The sequence below is a fragment of the Rhizobium sp. BIGb0125 genome (genome assembly GCF_024810055.1).
Taxonomy (GTDB): domain Bacteria; phylum Pseudomonadota; class Alphaproteobacteria; order Rhizobiales; family Rhizobiaceae; genus Agrobacterium.
The window spans coordinates 207,309-227,909 of record NZ_JANUDV010000001.1; the positions used below are offsets into that span (position 1 = coordinate 207,309).

Here is a 20,601-nt window from a genome sequence, read left to right on the forward strand (position 1 = left end):
TTCAAACTCCCAGAGGGCGACGTAAATCGAGTGTCAGTGGAAATTCCGGTGAAACCGTTTCCGGCCTCAAGGGATAATTTCCTGCGGTATGGCCCCAAGGTTCGAAACGCGCAAGTCTGCGTGCCTCCGCCTCGTTACCATTGACCGGGAACGTGTCATAGTTTCGGCCACCGGGATGGGCAACATGATAGATGCAGCCACCAATCGATCTACCTGACCATGTATCATAAATGTCAAAGGTCAATGGCGCGTTGACGGGCAATACCGGGTGAAGACCTGATGATGGCTGCCAGGCCTTGAAGCGAACACCGGCAACGGCAACACCTGATTCCTCTGTCTGCTTCAACGGCACAGCCCGACCGTTGCAGGCAACGGTGTAACGCTCCGGATTTGCTGTTTCCAGACGGACTTGCAGACGTTCGACGGAGGAATCGACATAACGCACAGTGCCGCCAATTGCCCCCTGCTCACCCATCACGTGCCAGGGTTCCAGCGCCTGACGCAGTTCCAATTTCGCACCTTCATATTCCACTTCACCGAAGAACGGGAAACGGAATTCAAGCTGTGCCTTGAACCATTCAGGCTGGATATCAAAACCGTTGGCCTTCAGATCGGCCAGCACATCCATGAAGTCTTGCCAGATGAAGTGTGGCAGCATGAAACGATCCGCCAGAGCAGTACCCCAACGGACGAACTTGCCACTTGCTGGATTTTTCCAGAAGCGGGCAATCAGTGCACGCACCAGAAGCTGTTGTGCCAGCGACATGCGGGCATTTGGCGGCATTTCAAAACCACGAAACTCGACAAGTCCCAGACGGCCCGTCGGACCATCCGGCGAAAACAGCTTATCGATGCAGATCTCGGCTCGGTGCGTATTGCCGGTAACGTCGGTCAGCAGGTTGCGGAACAGCCGGTCGACAAGCCAAGGCAGGGGAGGTACGCCTTCGCCGGTGGCTGGCACCTGCGCCATAGCAATTTCCAGCTCATAAAGGCTGTCGTGCCGCGCTTCATCTATACGTGGGGCCTGACTTGTGGGGCCAATGAAAAGGCCCGAAAACAGGTAGGATAACGACGGGTGGCGCTGCCAGTGGAGGATCAGACTTTTCAACAGATCCGGGCGGCGCAGAAACGGGCTGTCATTGGGGTTTGCACCACCAACGACCACATGGTTTCCACCGCCGGTGCCAGTGTGACGACCGTCGATCATGAACTTGTCGGCACCCAGACGCGACTGGCGGGCATCGTCATAGATGGCTGAGGTGATATCGACGCATTCTTGCCAACTCGATGCCGGGTGAATGTTAACCTCGATGACGCCCGGATCGGGTGCCACGCGAATAACATTTATCCGCTCGTCATGGGGTGGTGCATAGCCTTCTATGTGGACGGGCAGGCCAAGCGTGCTGGCCGCGCTTTCTGCCGCGGCGATCAGTTCCAGATAGTCTTCAATACGCTCGACCGGCGGCATGAATACACAAAGACGGCCGTCGCGCGGCTCTACAGACATTGCGGTGCGCACTGCGCCGCCAAGCTCACCGATCGACTGTTCGATGCGGTCCTGCGATACCGTCTCATCCGCATGAAATGATGCTTCCGGCATGACGCGGCCGGTTGGTTCCGTAACCTCCGGCAATGGCCCTCTTGGAACGGATGGGTCTGCCTCGTGAATGTAAGGATAGGCTGCAGGGGGGACGTAAGGCAGTGTGCCAAGCGGCAGACGATATCCGACCGGGCTGTCGCCGGGAACGAGGAAAACCCGGCCGCGCCTTGTTTTCCATTTTTCACTGATCCACCGTTGTGTTGATGCCTTGGCATTCCAAGCCTGCACCGGCAGGATGTAGCCGGTTGGGGTGGTCAGTCCGCGCTCGAAAACCCGTGCAATGCGGCTTCGCTCTTCCGGGTCCTTCAGTTTTGAGTTCGACGGATCGACGTTTTCGGGCAGATTGCCTTCCTTGACAATCCACTCTGCCGGATCCTCGTAGGCTGGCAAAACCATGTCATTGGGAATGCCGAGATTTGTCGCAATCGTGTTCAGGAGATTTTCCGCGTCGGTCGCCGTCACGCCGGTTTCTGCGCCTTCCTGTGCCACCAGTGCCGGGTTCTGCCAGATCGGTTTGCCGTCCTTTCGCCAATAAAGCGAAAATGTCCAGCGCGGCAGGCTTTCACCGGGATACCATTTACCCTGGCCGTAATGCAGGAACCCGCCGGGGGCGAAACGTTCGCGGAGTTTGCGGATAAGGATATCGGCCTTTTCCCGTTTGGTCGGGCCAACAGCGCCGGTGTTCCATTCTTCCGCTTCAAAGTCATCGATTGAAACGAAGGTCGGTTCGCCGCCCATCGTCAGGCGAACGTCCTGCTCTTTTAAGAGGGTATCGACCTCCTCGCCAACAGCATTCAGCCTGTCCCAGCTTTCGTCGGAAAACGGCTTGGTAATGCGGGGATGTTCCGCCACACGACGTACTTGCATATCAAAGGCAAATTCGGTGTTGGCCTGTCCGTAATAACCGCCGGAAATTGGTGCGGCGTTTCGGTAATGCGGTGTGGCTGCCAGCGGAATATGGCTTTCACCCGTCAAAAGGCCGGATGTCGGGTCCAGTCCAACCCAGCCAGCACCAGGCAGATAGACTTCTGCCCATGCGTGCAGGTCAGTGAAATCAACTTCGGTGCCGGAGGGGCCGTCGAGTGCCTTCAAATCAGGCGCCAACTGAATGAGGTAGCCAGATACGAATCGGGCCGCAAAACCCAAGTGCCGTAATATCTGCACCAGAAGCCAACTGCTGTCGCGGCATGAGCCCATTTTGGTCTGCAGAGTTTCTTCTGGCGTTTGGACGCCTGGCTCCATGCGAATGACGTAACCGGTTTCTTGCTGCAGGCGCGCATTGAGGCCGACAACCATATCCACCGTTGGCTGGCCGGGAGACCGATCGATAGTCTGCATGTAGGCGGAGAGGTAAGGGCCGGTGGGTTCCGGCTTCATGTAGATCGACAGGTCTTCGCGCAGTGTCTCGGGATAATCGAAAGGCCATTTTTGGGCCTCTTCCTCAACAAAGAAGTCGAACGGGTTATAGACAGTCATATCTGCCACCAGATCGACCTCTATTTTAAACTCCGTAACCGGTTCGGGAAACACAAAACGGGCGAGGTAATTGCCGTAGGGGTCCTGCTGCAAATTCACGAAGTGATTTGCAGGTGTGACCTTCAGTGCATGGCTGATAACCCGGGTGCGGGAATGAACTGCCGGTTTTAACCTGATGATCTGAGGCCCGAGCCGGACCGGTTTGTCATAGATGTAATGGGTGAGATGATAAATACTTGCCTTAATAGACATATTATCCTTTTTCCGGCCAAGCCGGTTATTGCGGACTTAGCCGCCCCCTCTGTTATTATCAGGATTTTGTGCAATGCACGTAAATAAAGCAAGGCGGATTATACAGGCTTTGTCATGGTTTTTACGGGGCAGCGAAGAGTAAGCAGTTCCTTATCTTTTGGGCTTACGGTAAATAGGTCAGGCGGCTTGCGTTGCTGAGTCTCGATGAGTTGGCCGTCTGCTGTGCCTTATTGTTTGGACGATACGCATGGAATATACCCGCCAGGTTGACTTGAAACCTGATCCAGCAGCTCCATTGAATTTTGAACTTGGTTTTATGGACCAGTTGAGAATGATGGGTAATGCGTTCTGGATTTCGCCGGTCCGAAACAGGCTTCTTGCTCTTATCTTCGCGCTTCTGTTCATCATCTTGGTGACTGCTTACGGGCAGGTTCGATTGAATGAGTGGTATGCACCGTTTTATAACTCGCTTGAGCGACGAGATATGGACGGGTTCATCCACCAGTTAAAGATTTTCACCATTATAGCCGGCACTTTATTGTTGCTGAACGTGTTTCAAACCTGGCTTAATCAGATGACCGCGCTCTATATGCGCGAAGGTCTGAGCAAGGACATGGTTAACCAGTGGCTCAAGCCGGGTCGGGCTGCCAAGCTGGCTGGTTTTGGCAGTATTGCTGTTAATCCCGATCAGCGTCTGCATGAGGATTCACGAAACCTGGCGGAAAGCAGTACGTCACTTGCCATTGGTCTGGTCAATTCCACCATATTGTTGGTTAGCTTCATCGGTGTTTTGTGGGGTCTATCAAGCGGTTTCTATCTGACCATCGGTGGATCGCAGGTGGCAATACCGGGTTACATGGTCTGGGCAGCGATGTTCTATGCCGGTTCTGCCTCGCTGCTGAGCAATCTTGTCGGTCATCGTCTGGTCGGGCTGAATGCCGAACGTTACTCGAAAGAGGCGGAGCTGCGGTTTTCGCTGATGCGCGCCAATGAGAACATGACCGCAATTACACTGGCGCGGGGGGAGCGAAACGAACGGGCTAGGCTTGGTGTTGACATCAATTCCGTACTTTCCGTGATCCGTGGTCTAGCGATGGCTCTAACGCATTTGACCTGGGTGTCCTCGGGGTACGGTTGGCTGGCGATTGTCGCGCCAATCCTGATTGCCGCTCCGGTGTATTTCTCCGGCAATCTGACCTTTGGCGGATTGATGATGGCGGTTGGTGCCTTCAACCAGGTCAACAATGCCCTGCGCTGGTACATCGATAATTTTGGTGCCATTGCCAGCTGGAAGGCGACACTGCTGCGTGTCTCGGCATTCCGTAATGCGCTTTTGCAAATGGACGCCGTGGAAAAGCAAGGCGCGACGATCGACTTCGAAGTCGATCCCGCCGCCAAGTCGATTATCCTGTCCAATGTGATGATTTGCGGCGAAGCCGGTGCGAAACAGGTGGTGCGCGGTTTTCGTCTAAAGGAAGAGTTTGTCGAGTTGCAAGCTGGCGAGCATTTGCTGGTCAATGGCGATCAGGGCGTGAACCGGCGTCTGTTGTTTGCTGCCATGGGCGGGCTGTGGCTGTGGGGACAGGGACGCATTTCCGTGCCGCCGCTTGAAGACGCGCTGCTGATGCCGCAACGCGGTTACATTCCGGTCGCCCCACTGCGGGAGATTCTGTCCTACCCACATTCTCCGGCAGTCTTCAACGACGAGGAGTGCTCCGAGGTCTTGACCCTCTGTGGGCTGGATGAGCTGGTGCCGCGTCTTGACGAAAATGCCCGTTGGGACAAGAAGCTAGATACGGATGCCCAGATGTGCCTGCGGGTGGCGAATGCCATTCTCTTGCAGCCGCGCTGGCTCATTCTCGATGATATTTTGGAAGGGCTGGAGCCCGATACACAGAACCTGCTTGCCGACGCGTTGTTAACGCTGAAAGACAGTGCGGTGATCTATTTCGGGCGCTCTGAAACATTCCTCAACAAGTTTGCTCCGACGGTCGTGCATCTTGAGGCACTGCCGACCAACGGAAATGGCCACTGAGGTAAAGCGGATTACAGCCGCAACTGCCATTTGTCTGTTGTCAGAAGATAAGGGTTGTCCTGTCGTGCAGGGATTGGCTCTCGCAAAAGCGCGCCAATCGTGACCGCAGTCAAAAACAAAGCGGAAATGATGCATGCTGCAAGAAACCTGTCGTCACGCTTCTGCATGACGTTATTGCCAGTCCAGTCGTACGCCATTTAGCACCTCATATATGAAGTATACTGGCCGATCATGGTTAATGATCCGTCTATGTCGCATTATGAAACCTATGGAAATTCACCAAATGTGTCTGACGCAGCACCCTTGCATAACAGGGTTGCAGCACGGTGGGGCAGCTTGCTCTTGGCGGCAGTCCCTTGCTTTTGTTAAGCAAGGGGTGGGAGGCTCTTGAATGAAGGTATGCATAAGATGGACGGTAATCCTCCTGACACAATGGAAATGACGCTGCGCACACTCGCCATGCCGGCGGATGCCAATCCGGCCGGTGATATTTTCGGTGGCTGGGTCATGTCGCAAATGGACCTTGCGGCCTTTGTTCGTGCCAATGATGTGGCAGGTGGGCGCACAGTAACAGTTGCCGTGCACGAGATTGTTTTCAAGAAGCCGGTAAAGATTGGCGATACGCTGTGTGTCTATACTGACATCGTGAAAGTTGGCCGTACATCGATCACACTCAAGATCGAGGCCTGGACACGCAGGCACTATCAGGATTCGCGTGAGAAGGTCACCGAAGCGGTTTTTGTGATGGTATCCGTCGATGACGATGGTAATCCGCGTCCGGTGCCACCGCGCCCGACTAAAGCATCAGCGTGATCGAATTGTGACAGCAAACCGGACCGGTGCCCGCTGCATTTTGTGGCGGGTGCATGGGCTTCGAAATGACGCTGTGTGGGAGACCGGAAAGAGGTGTCTCGACAGGTTCATCGAACCTAACAGCACAATGTAAAAAGGCCTCGCAGTGTTCTGCAAGGCCTTGATACTTAAGGAATTTGGATGGTGGGCGTGACAGGGATTGAACCTGTGACCCCTACGATGTCAACGTAGTGCTCTCCCGCTGAGCTACACGCCCATCCGATGTGGCGCATAGATCACAAAACCGATTGACGCGTCAACTGCTTTTTTGCGGTTTTGTGAAAGGTTTTTAGAAAGCCTTATGCCACAAGGAGTTTGTTGACTTCATCCACAAGGTCACGCAGGTGGAAAGGCTTGGAAAGCACCTTTGCATCCTTCGGAGCCTTCGAATCGGCGTTGAGAGCGACCGCTGCAAAACCGGTGATGAACATAACCTTGAGGTCTGGATCCAGCTCGGTGGCGCGGCGCGCCAGTTCGATGCCATCCATTTCCGGCATGACAATGTCGGTCAGCAGCAGAGAGAAGGGCTCTTCACGAAGCCGATCATATGCGCTTGCGCCGTTGTCAAAAGAAGATACCTGGTAACCGGCTTTCTCAAGCGCTTTTACCAGAAAGCGGCGCATATCGTTGTCGTCTTCTGCGAGAAGAATTTTCTGACTCATGTAGGTGACCGTAACTGCCTGTAAAATTGAGAATACCGTATCCCAATTATAGCCTGCTCTGGGTAAATATCCCGTGAATGGCGTTTGAGGAATCCGGTTATGGTTGCGCCAGTATGGACTTGTGGCCATGCAACTGGCAACATATGTTTATTGGCATATTTGTGACATGGTAAATATCATCGAATGGACTGGATAACGGGTGAATATGAGCTGTTCGAAGTCCGCGAGCCGGATACGCACAGAATCCCGTTCGTCTATAATTCACCTCATAGTGGACGTTGCTACCCTGTTTCATTTCTCGAATCGTCTCGCCTTGATTCGTCAGAAATCAGGCGATCTGAAGACCATTTCGTTGATGAGCTTTTTTCTGCTGCGCCTGAACTTGGTGCGCCGTTCCTGATTGCCAATTTTCCGCGCGCCTATCTGGATGTGAACCGCGAGCCATATGAACTGGATCCGCGCATGTTCGAGGGCTCGTTGCCGCCTTATGCGAATATTGGCTCCATGCGGGTCTCCGGTGGGCTGGGCACTGTGCCGCGCATCGTTGCGGAAAACATGGAAATCTATAACCACCGTATACCCGTGGAAGAGGGATTGCTGCGGGTGGAGGGCATTTACAAGCCGTATCACACCTGCCTGCGCCGGCTGATTTCGCGCACGCATTCGCAATTCGGCATGGCGGTGCTGATCGATTGCCATTCGATGCCTGGTAACATCCGGGTTGCCGGGTCCAATGTCCGACCTGATGTGATTATTGGTGATCGCTATGGCACCAGCGCTTCTCCCGAAATATCACGTGCCGCACTGCACTTCCTGGAAGAGCTCGGTTTTGTTGCCGTATGCAACAAGCCATATGCTGGCGGCTTTATCACCGAACATTACGGGCGGCCCGTGCGCTCTCTGCATGCCTTGCAGATTGAAATAAACCGCGCACTATATGTGGATGAAAAGACGCTTCTCAAACGAAGTGATTTTGCGGCACTTTCTGCGGTGCTTGCAGTGTTCATGCGCCAGATGGGTGATTTCGTCACCGAATTCTGCGGCGACTCGGCTTTGGCTGCCGAATAATTCTCTTTACTTTCTGTTGCTTGGTGAATTTTTTCTTTGTTTCGAGCAAAAAAAAACCGCGCTCGTGGCGCGGCTGAGTCTAGGGAGGAAACACCCAAGGAGGGTATTTACAGTCAAAGACTGTATGGAAAAGATACGTCATAATGCACAATTGTCAATCATTTTTATTTTTGCTTAATAAATGTGCCATTTGCTTGAGCCTAGGCAGAAGATGCGGCTTTACGATGTAAAAGGATGCAATTTGTACCTATGGTGTGCTGGTTTTGCATTGCAGGGCTCTTTTGGTGGAGGGGTCGCTAAGCGCTCACCAAAATGATTTTTCCGAAAAAATTACAAAAGCTGTTCCTCTTTTCCGGCAGTGCTTTACAAGGCTGAAGCTATTGTTTTGCCAAGTGGAGATGTCATGCTGCCGGATCGGGATTTTTTCTTTTCTCTCGCGGATGCTGCCAAAGCAGAGACGTTGCCGCGCTTTCGTACCGGCATCGATGTCACCAACAAGCAGGACGGAGGTTATGATCCGGTCACCGAGGGTGATCAGGCGGCAGAACAGGCGATCCGAGCGCTTATCGGCAAGGCCTATCCGGACCACGGTATTCTCGGCGAAGAACATGGCAGCGTCGGTCTGGATCGCGAGCATGTCTGGGTGATTGATCCGATTGACGGTACCCGCGCTTTCATTTCCGGCGTTCCTGTCTGGGGGACCTTGATTGGTCTGCAGAGCAACGGTCGCTCCGTCATGGGTGTTATGGATCAGCCTTTTACCGGCGAACGTTATTTCGCCGATGGCAAAGCCTCCTGGTACAGCGGCCCTGATGGTACCCGTCAGATCAAGACCCGTGATTGCAAAGACATTTCCGCCGCGACATTGTTCACGACATCACCGCATATTTTCGATGCCGAGGAAGCACCACGTTACAACAGGGTGCAGGATAAGGTGCGTCTGTTCCGCTACGGTGTCGATTGTTACGCCTATGCGTTGCTCGCAGCCGGTCATATCGATCTGGTGATTGAAAGCTCGCTCAAGCCCTATGATGTCGGCGCGCTTATTCCAATCATCGAGCAGGCTGGTGGCGTGATAACGACCTGGGATGGCGGCAGACCAGAAGCGGCGGGTCGGATCATCGCGGCAGGCAGCAAAGCTGTTCATGCGCAGGCATTGGAGATATTGTCCGGCCTTTGAAGGGCCGATTGTGCCGATAGGGTTACTCTTCCGGTGAGAAAAATGCCTCTATGGCCGCAAGCGCCTGACTTCTGAAGATATCGCGCTCGTGCAGCAGTTCGTGCCGGGCGCCGGTCACAGGGATGAGTTGCGCTGCACGGAAATTGCGTGACAGTTCTTCCTGCGCACCATAGGGCGTGATCGGGTCCAGAACCGGCGCCAGCAGCAAGGTTGGCACGTGAATATGAGTCAGGTGTTCCTGCTTTGTGACGCGACTTGCCGCTTTCATGGTCTCATAAACCCAGCGAGCGGTTGGCGAACCAACAAACAATTCCGGCATTTTCTGCATCAGGGTCAGATTGCGGGCAAAACGCAGTTCATCTGATGTCAGCGGATTGCCAATGAAGTTGCGTTCACGCTGGTCCTTGCCCAGTCTCATCCGTCCAAGGCCAATTAGGCTCAACGTCGCTGCGATTGTAAAAACGGCAGGGCTTGGCATGGATTGCCCTGACAGCTGGATGAACGGCGAACACAAGGCCATGCGCTCGATGCGGTTGGACAGGTTGGGTGCCATGGACAGGGCGATCAGCGCGCCGGTGGAATGTGCAACCATATAAAATGGCAGGCGCGTGTCGGGCAGCACGATCTGTTCCATGAACAGCGAGACATCCTGCTCATAGTCCCGGAACCGATGGACGTGACCGGCGTCGGGATTTTTGATCAGTCGATCCGATCCGCCCTGACCGCGCATGTCGAACGTCGCAACCCAGAAGCCCATCGCTGTCAGGTTGATGATGGTCTCGTAATATTTTTCGATGCACTCGTTTCTGCCGTGCAGCAGAACGATGGTACCCTTGGCAACCGATTGTTGGCAGCGAAAAACCGCGTAGCGCAGTTTTTTGTTACGGTGTCCGGTGAAATATCCGGCCGTGTAATTCTCGGGCAATGGATTGCCGGGTGTGGCGTGTAAAATAACGTCGTCCATTACCTTTTCCGGCCGATTCCCTGGTGGATAATAATGGGATAGGTCGAGTGGCTTATCTCGTCAAAGAAAAAATGCCGGAACCGTCGGTTGTGCGCAGTCACGGTCCCGGCCAACAGGACTGAAGAAGAAGGGACGTTGTACTCTTCAGTCAGCGGAGTTGCCCCCGATGGCTGTTTTCTAAAGGCTGAAATATGAACCGATTTGGAACTGGCTGTTCATTTTAAGTTCAGTTTCAAAGCCGGTTGCAAGGCATCGTTCTGTGGCGCCGACAATCGCGACAACGTGATATTTTCGCTGCTTGCCTAATGTCTGGCGAAGGAGGATTTTGGTACCAGCCGGGAGGTTCCAGATGTTACGTGGTTCCGGGAATGCCTATGGATTTTTTGCTATCCTGCTGCATTGGTTGATCGCACTGTTGATCCTTGCATTGCTGACCCTTGGCTACATCATGACCAGGCCGGATATTGATCCGACGTTGCAGTTTTCGCTTTTCCAGTGGCACAAATCTTTTGGCATGCTGGTGTTGGCACTTGCTCTTGTTCGGGCTGTGCAGTGGTGCATGTCGGTGAAAGTTGCGCCGGTTGCCACCCTGTCTGCCCTGGAGCGATTGCTGTCATCGATCACACATAAATTGCTTCTGGTGCTTGGCGTGCTTGTACCGCTTGCGGGATGGGTCATTGCGTCCGTGTCGCCGCTTGGAATTCCAACATTTATGTTTGATCTCTTTGTGGTGCCGCATCTGCCGCTTGCGCAGTCGGAAGGTGCAGAAACCCTGTGGTCAGAGGTTCATGCAACGCTGGCCTACACGCTGTTGTGTCTTATCGTGCTTCATGCGCTGGCCGCATTTTATCACCACCTCTGGCGTGGTGATGATGTGTTGATGCGCATGCTGGGGCGCCGTCGTTCACCGCCTTTGGAGAAACGCTCATGAGCAGGTCTGGACTTTTATTCGCATCGGCTTTGTTGCTCGCTAACACAAGTGGTCAGGTCTGGGCGGCAAATGCCCCTGAGTTGAGCGAGGTCGCCGGCAAGTACACTGTAACTCCGTCCTCGCGTATTGCCTTTTCGGTGGCGCAGGTTGGCGGTGGCGGCATCAAGGGTGTATTTGGCAAATTCTCCGGTTCCTTCACACTTGAGGCGGGCGATCTGCAACATTCGACGGTTTCTTTCACGCTGGTGCCAGACAGTGTGGAGGCGGGAGAAAAGCGGATTGATACGTTCCTGAAATCGACGGCCGTGTTCGATGCGGCGAATTTCAATGCCATCACCTTTCGCTCCAATGCTATCAAGCAGACGGGGCCGGACACGGCAACGGTAACCGGTCAGCTATCCGCGAAGGGTCACCAGCGTAGCGAAAGTTTCAATGTCAAATTGACCCGCTGGAACGGCAAGTCGATTGCTTTTGATGTGAGCGGGGACGTTTTTCGGTCGCGTTATGACATGGATGTCGGGACACCGATTTATTCCAATGTCGTGCATTTCGATATGTCTGTTGAAGGTGAACGACGATAGGTCACCAAGCGACAATCTTCACTTTATCGTTGCCTCTTGAAGTGCGGCAAAACTGTTCCCATCTGTTTGTCACGGTCGCCAGAACGGGGCCGTGACCCGGCTTCCTCATCGCCAATACGGGATGAAAGCCTTAACCGCAAACAGTCGCTTCTCAAGGAGGACACCATGCGTCATTTGGATTTTTCGCCACTCTACCGCTCCACTGTCGGTTTTGACCGTCTCTTCAATCTGCTTGATAATGTTGGGCAGCCGGAACAGGCGCAGAGCTATCCGCCTTACAACATCGAACGCACTGGCGATAACACCTATCGTATAACGATGGCTGTTGCCGGCTTTGATGAAAACGAGCTGAGCATTGAGGCGCGTGCCCATGTGCTGACCGTCAAGGCTGAGAAGTCGGAGCAGGACAAGGCGAATGAAGGCGAGTTCCTGTATCGTGGCATTGCCAAGCGCGCCTTTGAGCGTCGCTTCCAGTTGGCCGATTATGTGGAAGTGCAATCTGCTTCGTTGAAGAACGGTCTGCTCCACATCGACCTCCTGCGTAATCTTCCAGAGACAATGAAACCGCGCCGGATTGCGATCGTTTCGGATGCTGCTGAAGGTGCAAAGACCATCGAGGCGCAGATTACGCCGACACAGGTCAACTAAGCTTCATATATACTTGTACTATTCAGGACGGCCCTCAAGTGAGGGCCGTTTTTGCGTTTGCAGGTTCCGCTTGTGCAGCCTTTGCCGCTCTCGCATAACGCTGCGCAATCACCGCGCAAGCCATCAGTTGGATCTGGTGAAACAACATGATCGGCAGAACGATGGCGCCGATGCTTTGGCCGGCAAAGATCGCGCCTGCCATAGGCACACCGCTTGCCAGGCTCTTTTTCGATCCGCAGAAGGTGATGGTGATTTCGTCCTGTTTGTTGAAGCCCAGCAGGCGGCTGCCAAACATGGTCACGCACAATATGACGGCCAGCAGAACAATGTTGATGGCAACGACGACGCCGATGTCGCGCAATGTGAACTGCTGCCAGATGCCTTCGATTACCGCTTCACTGAAGGCGAGATAAACCACCATCAGAATTGAGCCGCGATCAACAGGCGCAAGCAGCTTCTTGCGCGACCGGATCCAGTCGCCGATCCACGGCTGCAGGGCTTGGCCTGCTATGAAAGGCAAAAGCAGCTGAAGGAAGATTTGCCCGAACGCATCAAGCGAAAAGCCGCCACCATGACCACCGACCGTAAACAGCAGGCCGACCAAGAGTGGTGTCAGAAACATACCGAAAATGTTGGATGCTGATGCTGAGCAGATGGCTGCCGGAACATTGCCGCCTGCCATGGATGTAAAGGCAATGGAGGACTGCACGGTAGACGGCAGAACGCATAGAAACAGCACGCCCATATAAAGCGGCGCTGGCAAGATGCTTTCGGGAATATAGCCAAGCCCTACGCCAATCAGCGGGAAAAGCCCGAAGGTTACCAGAAGAATGGCGAGATGCAGGCGCCAATGCAGAATACCGGCAATCACCACATCGCGTGCCAATCGCGCGCCGTGCAGGAAAAACAGCAGTGCAATTGCCAGCTTGGTCGCCAGGCCGAAATATTCAGCGGGCTCGCCGCTGATCGGCAAGAGGCTGGCCAAAATGACGGTGCAGATCAGCATCAGAGTGAAGCGGTCAGGCAGAAATCGGCTCATGGTCTTTGTCTCTTAGGGAATTCAATTTACATATCGCTTATCGTGAAGCAGGATGCAAAGACTAACAGTTATTGTGATTTGTGATAACGATGCTCAATCTTCATCATCTCGCCAGTTTTGTAACGCTGGAGCAGACCGGAAGTTTCACGCTGGCTGGCGAGCAGCTTGGTATCGGTCAATCAACCGTCAGTCAGCATATTCAAAGGCTTGAGAGCTTTCTTGGCCAACGGCTCATTGAGCGCAATACCCATCAGGTTCGGTTAACGGCAGAAGGAGAAGCGCTGCTCGGTTATGCACGCTCCATGCTGGATATTAATGGCAAGGTTTCGTCGCTTTTTACCGCAAATCGGCTGCGGGGGCGGTTGCGACTTGGTGTTTCCGAGGATTTTGTCGCTAACCGCCTGACGGTTATTCTGGAAGACTTCATCCGGCTTTACCCGCTGGTCGACCTTGAGTTGACGGTTGCCTTGAGTGGCGTCCTCTACCAGATGCAGGATAATGGTGATCTGGATGTCGTCTTGGCCAAGCGCCGGCTGGGCGATCGACTTGGACGTTTCCTCTATCGCGAACCGCTGGTGTGGCTGGCACGTGATCCGGAAATTCTCAAAGCCCATGACGGTGTTGTGCCGCTTATTGCCTTTCCGCAGCCGAGCATAACGCGGAAGGTGGCGCAGGAAGCACTGGATCGCAAAGGCATTGCTTGGCGGATTGTCTGTACCTGCGGCAGTTTGAGCGGGTTGGTCGCGGCGGCCCAAGCCGGCATGGGTGTGCTGGTGCAGCCACGCAGCATGACACCTGCGGCCTTGCGTGAAATCACCCAGGGCAGTCTGCCAGCGTTGGAAGATGTGGAGTTTGTGCTGGTGCCGCGAAAGGGTGCCAGCCCGGAGTTGGTTGAGGCGCTGGCTGCACGTGTTGTTGCCAAGGTGGCGATTGCACCCCATACGCCCTAAGCGCATGGGGTGATGTTGATCGAGGTCTGGGATAATCAGGCGGCGCCGCAAATCGCTAGGAAGCTGTCGACATCGGTTTCGCTGGTTGCAAAGCTGGTGACTAGACGGATCAGCGTTTCGTTTTCCTGTACTGGCTCGGCCATGTCATGCGGGACAGCCCAGTCATAAAAATGCGCGCCTTGTTGTTTCGCGGCAAGCGCGGTTTCCTTTTGCAGGACCACAAACAACTCATTCGACTGTGTAGACCATGCAAGGCGGGCGCTGTTGGAGGCTTCGATGCCGGTGCGCAAGCGGTTTGCCATGGCATTGGCGTGACCGGCCAGTGCCAGCCAAAGGCCGTCCTTAAAATATGCGTCGAATTGTGCGGCGATGAAGCGGGTTTTGGAGAACAGCTGTGCCGAACGCTTGCGCATGAACGGCAGGTCTTTTGCCATTTTCGGATCCATATAAACGATGGCTTCCGCACACCAGCAGCCGTTTTTGGTGGCGCCGAACGACAGGATGTCAACGCCGCGCTTCCAGGTCATTTCTGCCGGGTTGGTGCCGAGCGTCATCAGCGCATTGGCAAAACGTGCGCCATCCATATGCAGCGGCAGGTTATGCTGCTTGGCAATCGCCGAAATAGCATCGATTTCATCCAGTGAATAAACCGTTCCAACCTCGGTTGCTTGGGTGACGGTCACAGCCATTGGCTGGCCCTGATGGATGGAACCGGGTGGGAAGCGGCGAATGGCAGCGCTCAGATTGTCTGGCAGCATTTTGCCAGCCGGACCGGCAACCGGCATCAAGCGCGAGGCATTGGAGAAATAGACCGGCGCGCCACATTCATCTTCGATGACATGGGCTTCAGAGTGACAGAAGGCGATGCCGCCGGGGCGGGCAACGCTGGCCAGTGCCAGGGAATTGGCGGCCGTTCCGGTGCCAACAAAAAATACGGCAACTTCCCGTTCAAATATTTCGTTGAACTTTTGCTCAATGGCTTTGTCGAGCTCGCTGGTGCCGTAAGCGGCCGCAAAGCGGGTCGATTCTTTCATGAGCCGTTCGTTGATGGCGGGGTGAGCGCCGGCCCAGTTATCGGAAGCAAAAAACATGTATCTACGCTTTCAGATGAGATGATGCGGATTGCAGCCAGAAGAAATGATCTGTGTGAATCTTTTATGGCGTTGGGGCGATGTTGGCAAATCGGGCAATGAAAGCAACGCACAAGCGCTGTATTGCGTAACAAAATTTCTCGCTCCCGCATGTTGTCGTAATTTCACTGCGAAACTCATGTTTATATTTTGTTAGCACGCACTTGCGAACGGCGGGGGTTTCTGTCAAAATTACCGAGAATTGAGACAGTCTTGCTGTCCTAAATTGAATAAGCCGGTTGTGAGGTTCCTTGAAAAAGGGGGCTTCGTCAGTCCGGCTTTTACCGCCGTTTTATGCAATGTTTTGCAGGAGGGACCAAAATGACCAACAAGCCGGAAAGCGAATTTGCTGCCGCAAGCATGACGACTGACTGTCCCACCGCGGCCGGGGCCGCGTCCGTCGTCGCTCAGAAGAGCTTTGCACGTGGTATTCCCGAGCGTCAGGGTCTTTACGATCCACGCAATGAGCATGATGCCTGCGGCGTCGGCTTCGTCGCGCATATGAAGGGCCAGAAGTCTCACCAGATCGTCAAAGATGGCCTGTTCATTCTTGAAAACCTGACCCACCGCGGTGCGGTTGGTGCAGACCCGCTGATGGGCGATGGCGCTGGCATTCTGGTGCAGATCCCGGACCGCTTTTTCCGTGAGGAAATGGCAAAGCAGGGCATTACGCTGCCGAAGGCTGGCGAATATGCGGTTGGCCACATCTTCATGCCGACCGATGCCGAGCGTATCGAACACTACAAGAAGGTCATCATCGACGTCATCGGTGAAGAGGGCCAGCAATTCCTCGGTTTCCGTGACGTGCCTGTCGACAATGCTTCGTTGTCCAAGGCAGCGGATATTGCGGCGACCGAACCACATCACGTGCAGGTTTTCATCGGTGCAGGGCGCGACGCCGCCACCAATGCCGAGTTCGAGCGCCAGCTCTTCCTGATCCGCAAGGTTATTTCCAACCGCATCTATGATGAGCGTGGCGGCAAGGAAGCGCAGGATTTCTATCCTGTATCGCTGTCGTCCTCGACCATCGTCTACAAGGGCATGTTCCTCGCCTACCAGGTTGGTGCCTATTACAAGGATCTGTCGGATCCGCGCTTTGAATCGGCCGTGGCGCTTGTTCACCAGCGTTTCTCGACCAACACCTTCCCGTCCTGGAAGCTGGCGCACCCGTACCGCATGGTGGCGCATAACGGCGAAATCAACACGCTGCGTGGCAACGTCAACTGGATGGCTGCACGTCAGGCTTCGGTTTCATCCGAGCTGTTTGGCGAGCACATTTCCAAGCTGTGGCCGATTTCCTATGAAGGCCAGTCGGATACCGCCTGCTTCGACAACGCGCTGGAATTCCTGGTGCGCGGCGGTTACTCCATGGCACATGCCGTTATGATGCTGATCCCGGAGGCCTGGGCTGGTAACCAGTCGATGTCACCTGAGCGTAAGGCATTTTACGAATATCACGCTGCCCTGATGGAGCCATGGGATGGCCCGGCTGCCGTTGCCTTTACAGATGGCAAGCAGATCGGTGCAACGCTTGACCGTAATGGTCTGCGTCCTGCCCGATATCTGGTTACTGATGATGATCGTATCATCATGGCATCGGAAGCCGGGACGCTGCCGGTTCCGGAAGAGCGTATCGTCAAGAAGTGGCGTTTGCAGCCTGGCAAGATGCTGTTGATCGATATGGAGAAGGGCCGAATCATTTCCGACGAGGAAGTGAAGCACGAGCTTGCTGCAAAACATCCTTACCGCACATGGCTGGATCGCACACAGCTGATCCTTGAAGATTTGAAGCCGGTGGAGCCACGTGCGCTGCGTCGCGATGTGTCGCTGCTCGATCGCCAGCAGGCCTTTGGTTACACCATTGAAGACACCAAGCTGTTGATGTCGCCAATGGCAACGACGGGTCAGGAAGCTGTCGGTTCGATGGGCACGGACACGCCGATTTCTGCGATGTCGGAAAAGTCCAAGCTGCTTTACACCTATTTCAAGCAGAACTTTGCGCAGGTTACCAACCCGCCGATCGACCCGATCCGCGAAGAGCTGGTGATGAGCCTTGTGTCCTTCATTGGTCCACGCCCGAACATTCTTGACCATGCCGGGGCTGCCCGTGCCAAGCGTCTGGAAGTACGCCAGCCGATCCTGACCAATGGCGATCTGGAAAAGATCCGCTCGATTGGCCACACGGAAGACCGTTTCGACACCAAGACACTCGACTTCACCTATGATGTGGAGCGCGGCGCCGAAGGCATGCCGGACATGCTTGACCGTCTGTGCGAACGTGCAGAATCTGCCGTGCGTGGCGGTTACAACATCATCGTTCTGTCAGACCGTCAGCTCGGACCGGACCGTGTTGCCATTCCAGCGCTGCTCGCGACCGCTGCCGTACACCATCACCTGATCCGCAAGGGTCTGCGCACCTCGGTTGGCCTTGTGGTTGAAACCGGTGAGCCGCGTGAAATTCACCACTTCTGCCTTCTGGCCGGTTACGGCGCGGAAGCCATCAACCCGTACCTCGCCTTCGATACGCTGCTGGACATGCACAAGCACGGCGCGTTCCCGAAGGAAGTGTCTGATGATGAAGTGGTTTATCGCTACATCAAGGCTGTTGGTAAGGGCATTCTTAAGGTCATGTCCAAAATGGGCATTTCCACCTACCAGTCCTATTGCGGCGCGCAGATTTTCGATGCCATCGGCCTGTCGTCCGAGTTCATCGAGCAATATTTCTTCGGCACGGCCACGACTATCGAAGGTGTTGGCCTGACGGAAATTGCGCAGGAAACCGTTTCGCGCCACGCAGCGGCTTTTGGCAAGGACCCGATCCTTGCCAACACGCTCGATATCGGTGGCGAATATGCCTTCCGTATGCGTGGTGAAAGCCATGCCTGGAGCCCGGATGCGGTTGCGACCCTGCAGCACGCGGTTCGTGGCAACAGCCAGGATCGTTACCGCGAATTTGCCGAGATGGTGAATGACACGGCGCTGCGCATGAACACCATTCGTGGTCTGTTCAAGGTCAAGACTGCCGAGGCTTTGGGCCGCAAGCCGATCTCGGTTGACGAGGTTGAGCCTGCCGTCGAAATCGTCAAGCGTTTCTCGACGGGTGCGATGTCCTTCGGTTCGATCAGCCGTGAAGCACATACCACGCTTGCCATTGCCATGAACAAGATCGGCGGCAAGTCGAACACCGGTGAGGGTGGTGAAGAGGCGGATCGTTACACGCCGCTGCTCAACGGCCAGCCGAACCCGGAACGTTCTGCCATCAAGCAGATCGCCTCAGGTCGTTTTGGCGTGACGACGGAATATCTCGTCAATGCCGACATGCTGCAGATCAAGGTCGCACAGGGCGCAAAGCCTGGCGAAGGCGGTCAGTTGCCAGGCCACAAGGTCGACGCAACGGTCGCTAAGACCCGTCACTCCACACCGGGCGTTGGTCTGATTTCGCCGCCGCCGCACCATGACATTTATTCGATCGAAGATTTGGCACAACTGATCTACGATCTGAAGAACGTCAATCCGGAAGCCGATGTTTCCGTCAAGCTGGTGTCGGAAGTGGGTGTTGGTACGGTTGCTGCCGGTGTCGCCAAGGCGCGTGCGGACCATATCACTGTTTCCGGCTTTGACGGTGGTACCGGTGCATCGCCGCTGACATCGCTCAAGCATGCCGGTTCGCCATGGGAAATCGGTCTTGCCGAAACCCAGCAGACGCTGGTGCTGAACGGCCTTCGTTCGCGTATCGCCCTGCAGGTGGATGGTGGTCTGAAGACCGGCCGCGACGTCATCATCGGCGCGCTGCTGGGTGCAGACGAGTTCGGTTTTGCAACGGCGCCGCTGATTGCGGCCGGCTGCATCATGATGCGCAAGTGCCATCTCAACACCTGCCCGGTCGGCGTTGCAACGCAGGATCCTGTTCTGCGCAAGCGCTTCAAGGGTTCGCCGGAACACGTCATCAACTACTTCTTCTTCGTAGCTGAAGAGGTGCGCGAAATTCTCGCTTCGCTCGGCGTTGCCAAGCTGGATGAGATCATCGGCGCTTCCGAAATGCTCGAAAAGGATGAGATGCTGGCACACTGGAAGGCCAAGGGTCTCGATTTCAGCCGTATCTTCCATAAAGTCGATGCACCGAAAGCGGAGACATTCTGGACAGCACGCCAGCACCACCCGATTGACGACATTCTCGACCGCAAGCTGATCGAGAAGTCTGCCCCGTCGCTGGAAAACCGCGAGCCGGTTGTCTTTGAAGTGCCGATCAAGAACGTTGACCGTTCTGCCGGCGCCATGCTGTCGGGCGCGCTTGCCAAGCGTTGGGGTCACAAGGGTCTCAAGGACGATACCATCCACGTCACCCTCAAGGGGACGGCCGGCCAGTCCTTCGGTGCCTTCCTTGCACGCGGCATCACTTTTGATCTGGTGGGTGATGGTAACGACTATGTCGGCAAGGGCCTGTCGGGTGGACGCATCATCGTTCGTCCGCCGGAAAATGCCCGTATCGTTGCGGAAAACTCGATCATCGTCGGTAACACCGTTCTCTATGGTGCGATCACCGGCGAGTGTTATTTCCGCGGTGTAGCCGGTGAGCGTTTCGCTGTTCGAAACTCCGGTGCGGTCGCCGTTGTCGAGGGCGTGGGTGACCATGGCTGCGAATACATGACCGGTGGTATCGTTGTTGTGCTCGGTGAAACCGGCCGCAACTTTGCAGCCGGCATGTCGGGAGGTGTCGCTTACGTGCTGGATGAGACCGGTGATTTTGCAACCCGCTGCAACATGGCGATGGTTGAGTTGGAGCCTGTTCCGGAAGAAGACGACATGCTGGAAAAGCTGCATCACCACGGCGGCGACCTCATGCACAAGGGACGTGTGGACGTTTCCGAGGACATGACACGTCACGACGAGGAGCGTCTTTACCAGCTGATCTCGAACCACTTCCACTACACCAACTCGGCTCGTGCCAAGGACATTCTTGACCGCTGGACCGAGTTCCGTCCGAAGTTCCGCAAGGTCATGCCGGTTGAATACCGTCGTGCGCTTGAGGACATGGAACGGATGCGGCTAGGCGTGGCGGCGGAGTAATCCGCCGCGTGAAGACATTACACCGACTGGTTTCGCTAATCGTTGCAGTTGCCGCACCCGCGGCAACCTATCTTGCAAGTGGCGAAGTCAGATTTGAGTTTATCATACTGGGGGCGGTCGTTGGTTTCGCTTACTGGTATTGGGGCCCGACAGGCGCCCTGCTTTG

15 protein-coding genes and 1 tRNA gene are annotated in these 20,601 nt (G+C 55.0%); 9 read left to right on the forward strand and 7 right to left on the reverse strand.

From position 1 onward, the window contains the following. Position 1: 1 nt before the first annotated feature. Positions 2-3,328 carry a DUF2126 domain-containing protein gene (locus M2418_RS00910; RefSeq protein WP_259142793.1) on the reverse strand — a complete coding sequence of 1,109 codons (3,327 nt, stop codon included), beginning with the start codon at positions 3,326-3,328 and terminating at the stop codon, positions 2-4. A 247-nt stretch (positions 3,329-3,575) separates the two neighbouring features. On the opposite strand from M2418_RS00910, the gene M2418_RS00915 reads away from it, so the two are divergent. Continuing rightward, positions 3,576-5,363, forward strand: coding sequence for an ABC transporter ATP-binding protein/permease (locus M2418_RS00915; protein ID WP_259142809.1), 1,788 nt, complete (start codon positions 3,576-3,578; stop codon positions 5,361-5,363). Positions 5,364-5,374: 11 nt separating this feature from the next. Here M2418_RS00915 and M2418_RS00920 read toward each other — a convergent pair whose 3' ends face one another. Beyond that, entirely contained in the window at positions 5,375-5,560 is a 186-nt protein-coding gene (locus M2418_RS00920; protein ID WP_192488081.1) for a hypothetical protein, read from the reverse strand. A gap of 211 nt (positions 5,561-5,771) precedes the next feature. Between M2418_RS00920 and M2418_RS00925 the strand changes: the two genes are divergently transcribed. Next, positions 5,772-6,176, forward strand: a complete 405-nt coding sequence (locus tag M2418_RS00925) for an acyl-CoA thioesterase (protein ID WP_259144720.1) — start codon at positions 5,772-5,774, stop codon at positions 6,174-6,176. Between the two features lie 181 nt (positions 6,177-6,357). Here the strand turns inward: M2418_RS00925 and M2418_RS00930 are convergent. Together M2418_RS00930 and cpdR are read right to left on the reverse strand one after the other, a co-directional pair. Further along, positions 6,358-6,432, reverse strand: a tRNA-Val gene (locus tag M2418_RS00930). 82 nt (positions 6,433-6,514) lie between these two features. Then, entirely contained in the window at positions 6,515-6,877 is a 363-nt protein-coding gene (gene cpdR / locus M2418_RS00935) for a cell cycle two-component system response regulator CpdR (protein WP_192488083.1), read from the reverse strand. Between the two features lie 183 nt (positions 6,878-7,060). Between cpdR and M2418_RS00940 the strand changes: the two genes are divergently transcribed. Next, on the forward strand, positions 7,061-7,945 hold the full coding sequence (locus M2418_RS00940) for an N-formylglutamate amidohydrolase (RefSeq protein WP_259142835.1): 885 nt from the start codon (positions 7,061-7,063) through the stop codon (positions 7,943-7,945). 403 nt (positions 7,946-8,348) lie between these two features. Then, a complete protein-coding gene (gene hisN, locus M2418_RS00945; protein WP_259142861.1) occupies positions 8,349-9,125 on the forward strand; it encodes a histidinol-phosphatase in 777 nt (258 codons plus the stop codon). Between the two features lie 22 nt (positions 9,126-9,147). Here hisN and M2418_RS00950 read toward each other — a convergent pair whose 3' ends face one another. Continuing rightward, complete coding sequence (locus M2418_RS00950; RefSeq protein ID WP_259142863.1) at positions 9,148-10,089, reverse strand: alpha/beta fold hydrolase; 942 nt, start codon at positions 10,087-10,089, stop codon at positions 9,148-9,150. A 349-nt stretch (positions 10,090-10,438) separates the two neighbouring features. On the opposite strand from M2418_RS00950, the gene M2418_RS00955 reads away from it, so the two are divergent. The 3 genes from M2418_RS00955 (at position 10,439) to M2418_RS00965 (ending at position 12,249) form a co-directional block, all read left to right on the forward strand. Continuing rightward, positions 10,439-11,020, forward strand: a complete 582-nt coding sequence (locus tag M2418_RS00955) for a cytochrome b (RefSeq protein WP_259142869.1) — start codon at positions 10,439-10,441, stop codon at positions 11,018-11,020. Beyond that, positions 11,017-11,601: a YceI family protein gene (locus M2418_RS00960; RefSeq protein ID WP_259142876.1), complete on the forward strand. Its 585-nt coding sequence runs from the start codon at positions 11,017-11,019 to the stop codon at positions 11,599-11,601. The genes M2418_RS00955 and M2418_RS00960 overlap by 4 nt, the downstream gene beginning before the upstream one ends. Before the next feature lie 165 nt (positions 11,602-11,766). After that, positions 11,767-12,249, forward strand: a complete 483-nt coding sequence (locus M2418_RS00965) for an Hsp20 family protein (RefSeq protein ID WP_192488087.1) — start codon at positions 11,767-11,769, stop codon at positions 12,247-12,249. Positions 12,250-12,283: 34 nt separating this feature from the next. On the opposite strand, the gene M2418_RS00970 is transcribed toward M2418_RS00965, so the two are convergent. Then, on the reverse strand, positions 12,284-13,288 hold the full coding sequence (locus M2418_RS00970; RefSeq protein ID WP_259142895.1) for a bile acid:sodium symporter family protein: 1,005 nt from the start codon (positions 13,286-13,288) through the stop codon (positions 12,284-12,286). 89 nt (positions 13,289-13,377) lie between these two features. On the opposite strand from M2418_RS00970, the gene M2418_RS00975 reads away from it, so the two are divergent. Next, complete coding sequence (locus tag M2418_RS00975; RefSeq protein ID WP_259142898.1) at positions 13,378-14,238, forward strand: LysR family transcriptional regulator; 861 nt, start codon at positions 13,378-13,380, stop codon at positions 14,236-14,238. Positions 14,239-14,273: 35 nt separating this feature from the next. On the opposite strand, the gene M2418_RS00980 is transcribed toward M2418_RS00975, so the two are convergent. Continuing rightward, positions 14,274-15,329 carry a low specificity L-threonine aldolase gene (locus tag M2418_RS00980; protein ID WP_259142904.1) on the reverse strand — a complete coding sequence of 352 codons (1,056 nt, stop codon included), beginning with the start codon at positions 15,327-15,329 and terminating at the stop codon, positions 14,274-14,276. A gap of 360 nt (positions 15,330-15,689) precedes the next feature. Between M2418_RS00980 and gltB the strand changes: the two genes are divergently transcribed. Further along, complete coding sequence (gene gltB, locus M2418_RS00985) at positions 15,690-20,435, forward strand: glutamate synthase large subunit (RefSeq protein ID WP_250982222.1); 4,746 nt, start codon at positions 15,690-15,692, stop codon at positions 20,433-20,435. The last annotated feature ends 166 nt before the right edge of the window (positions 20,436-20,601 follow it).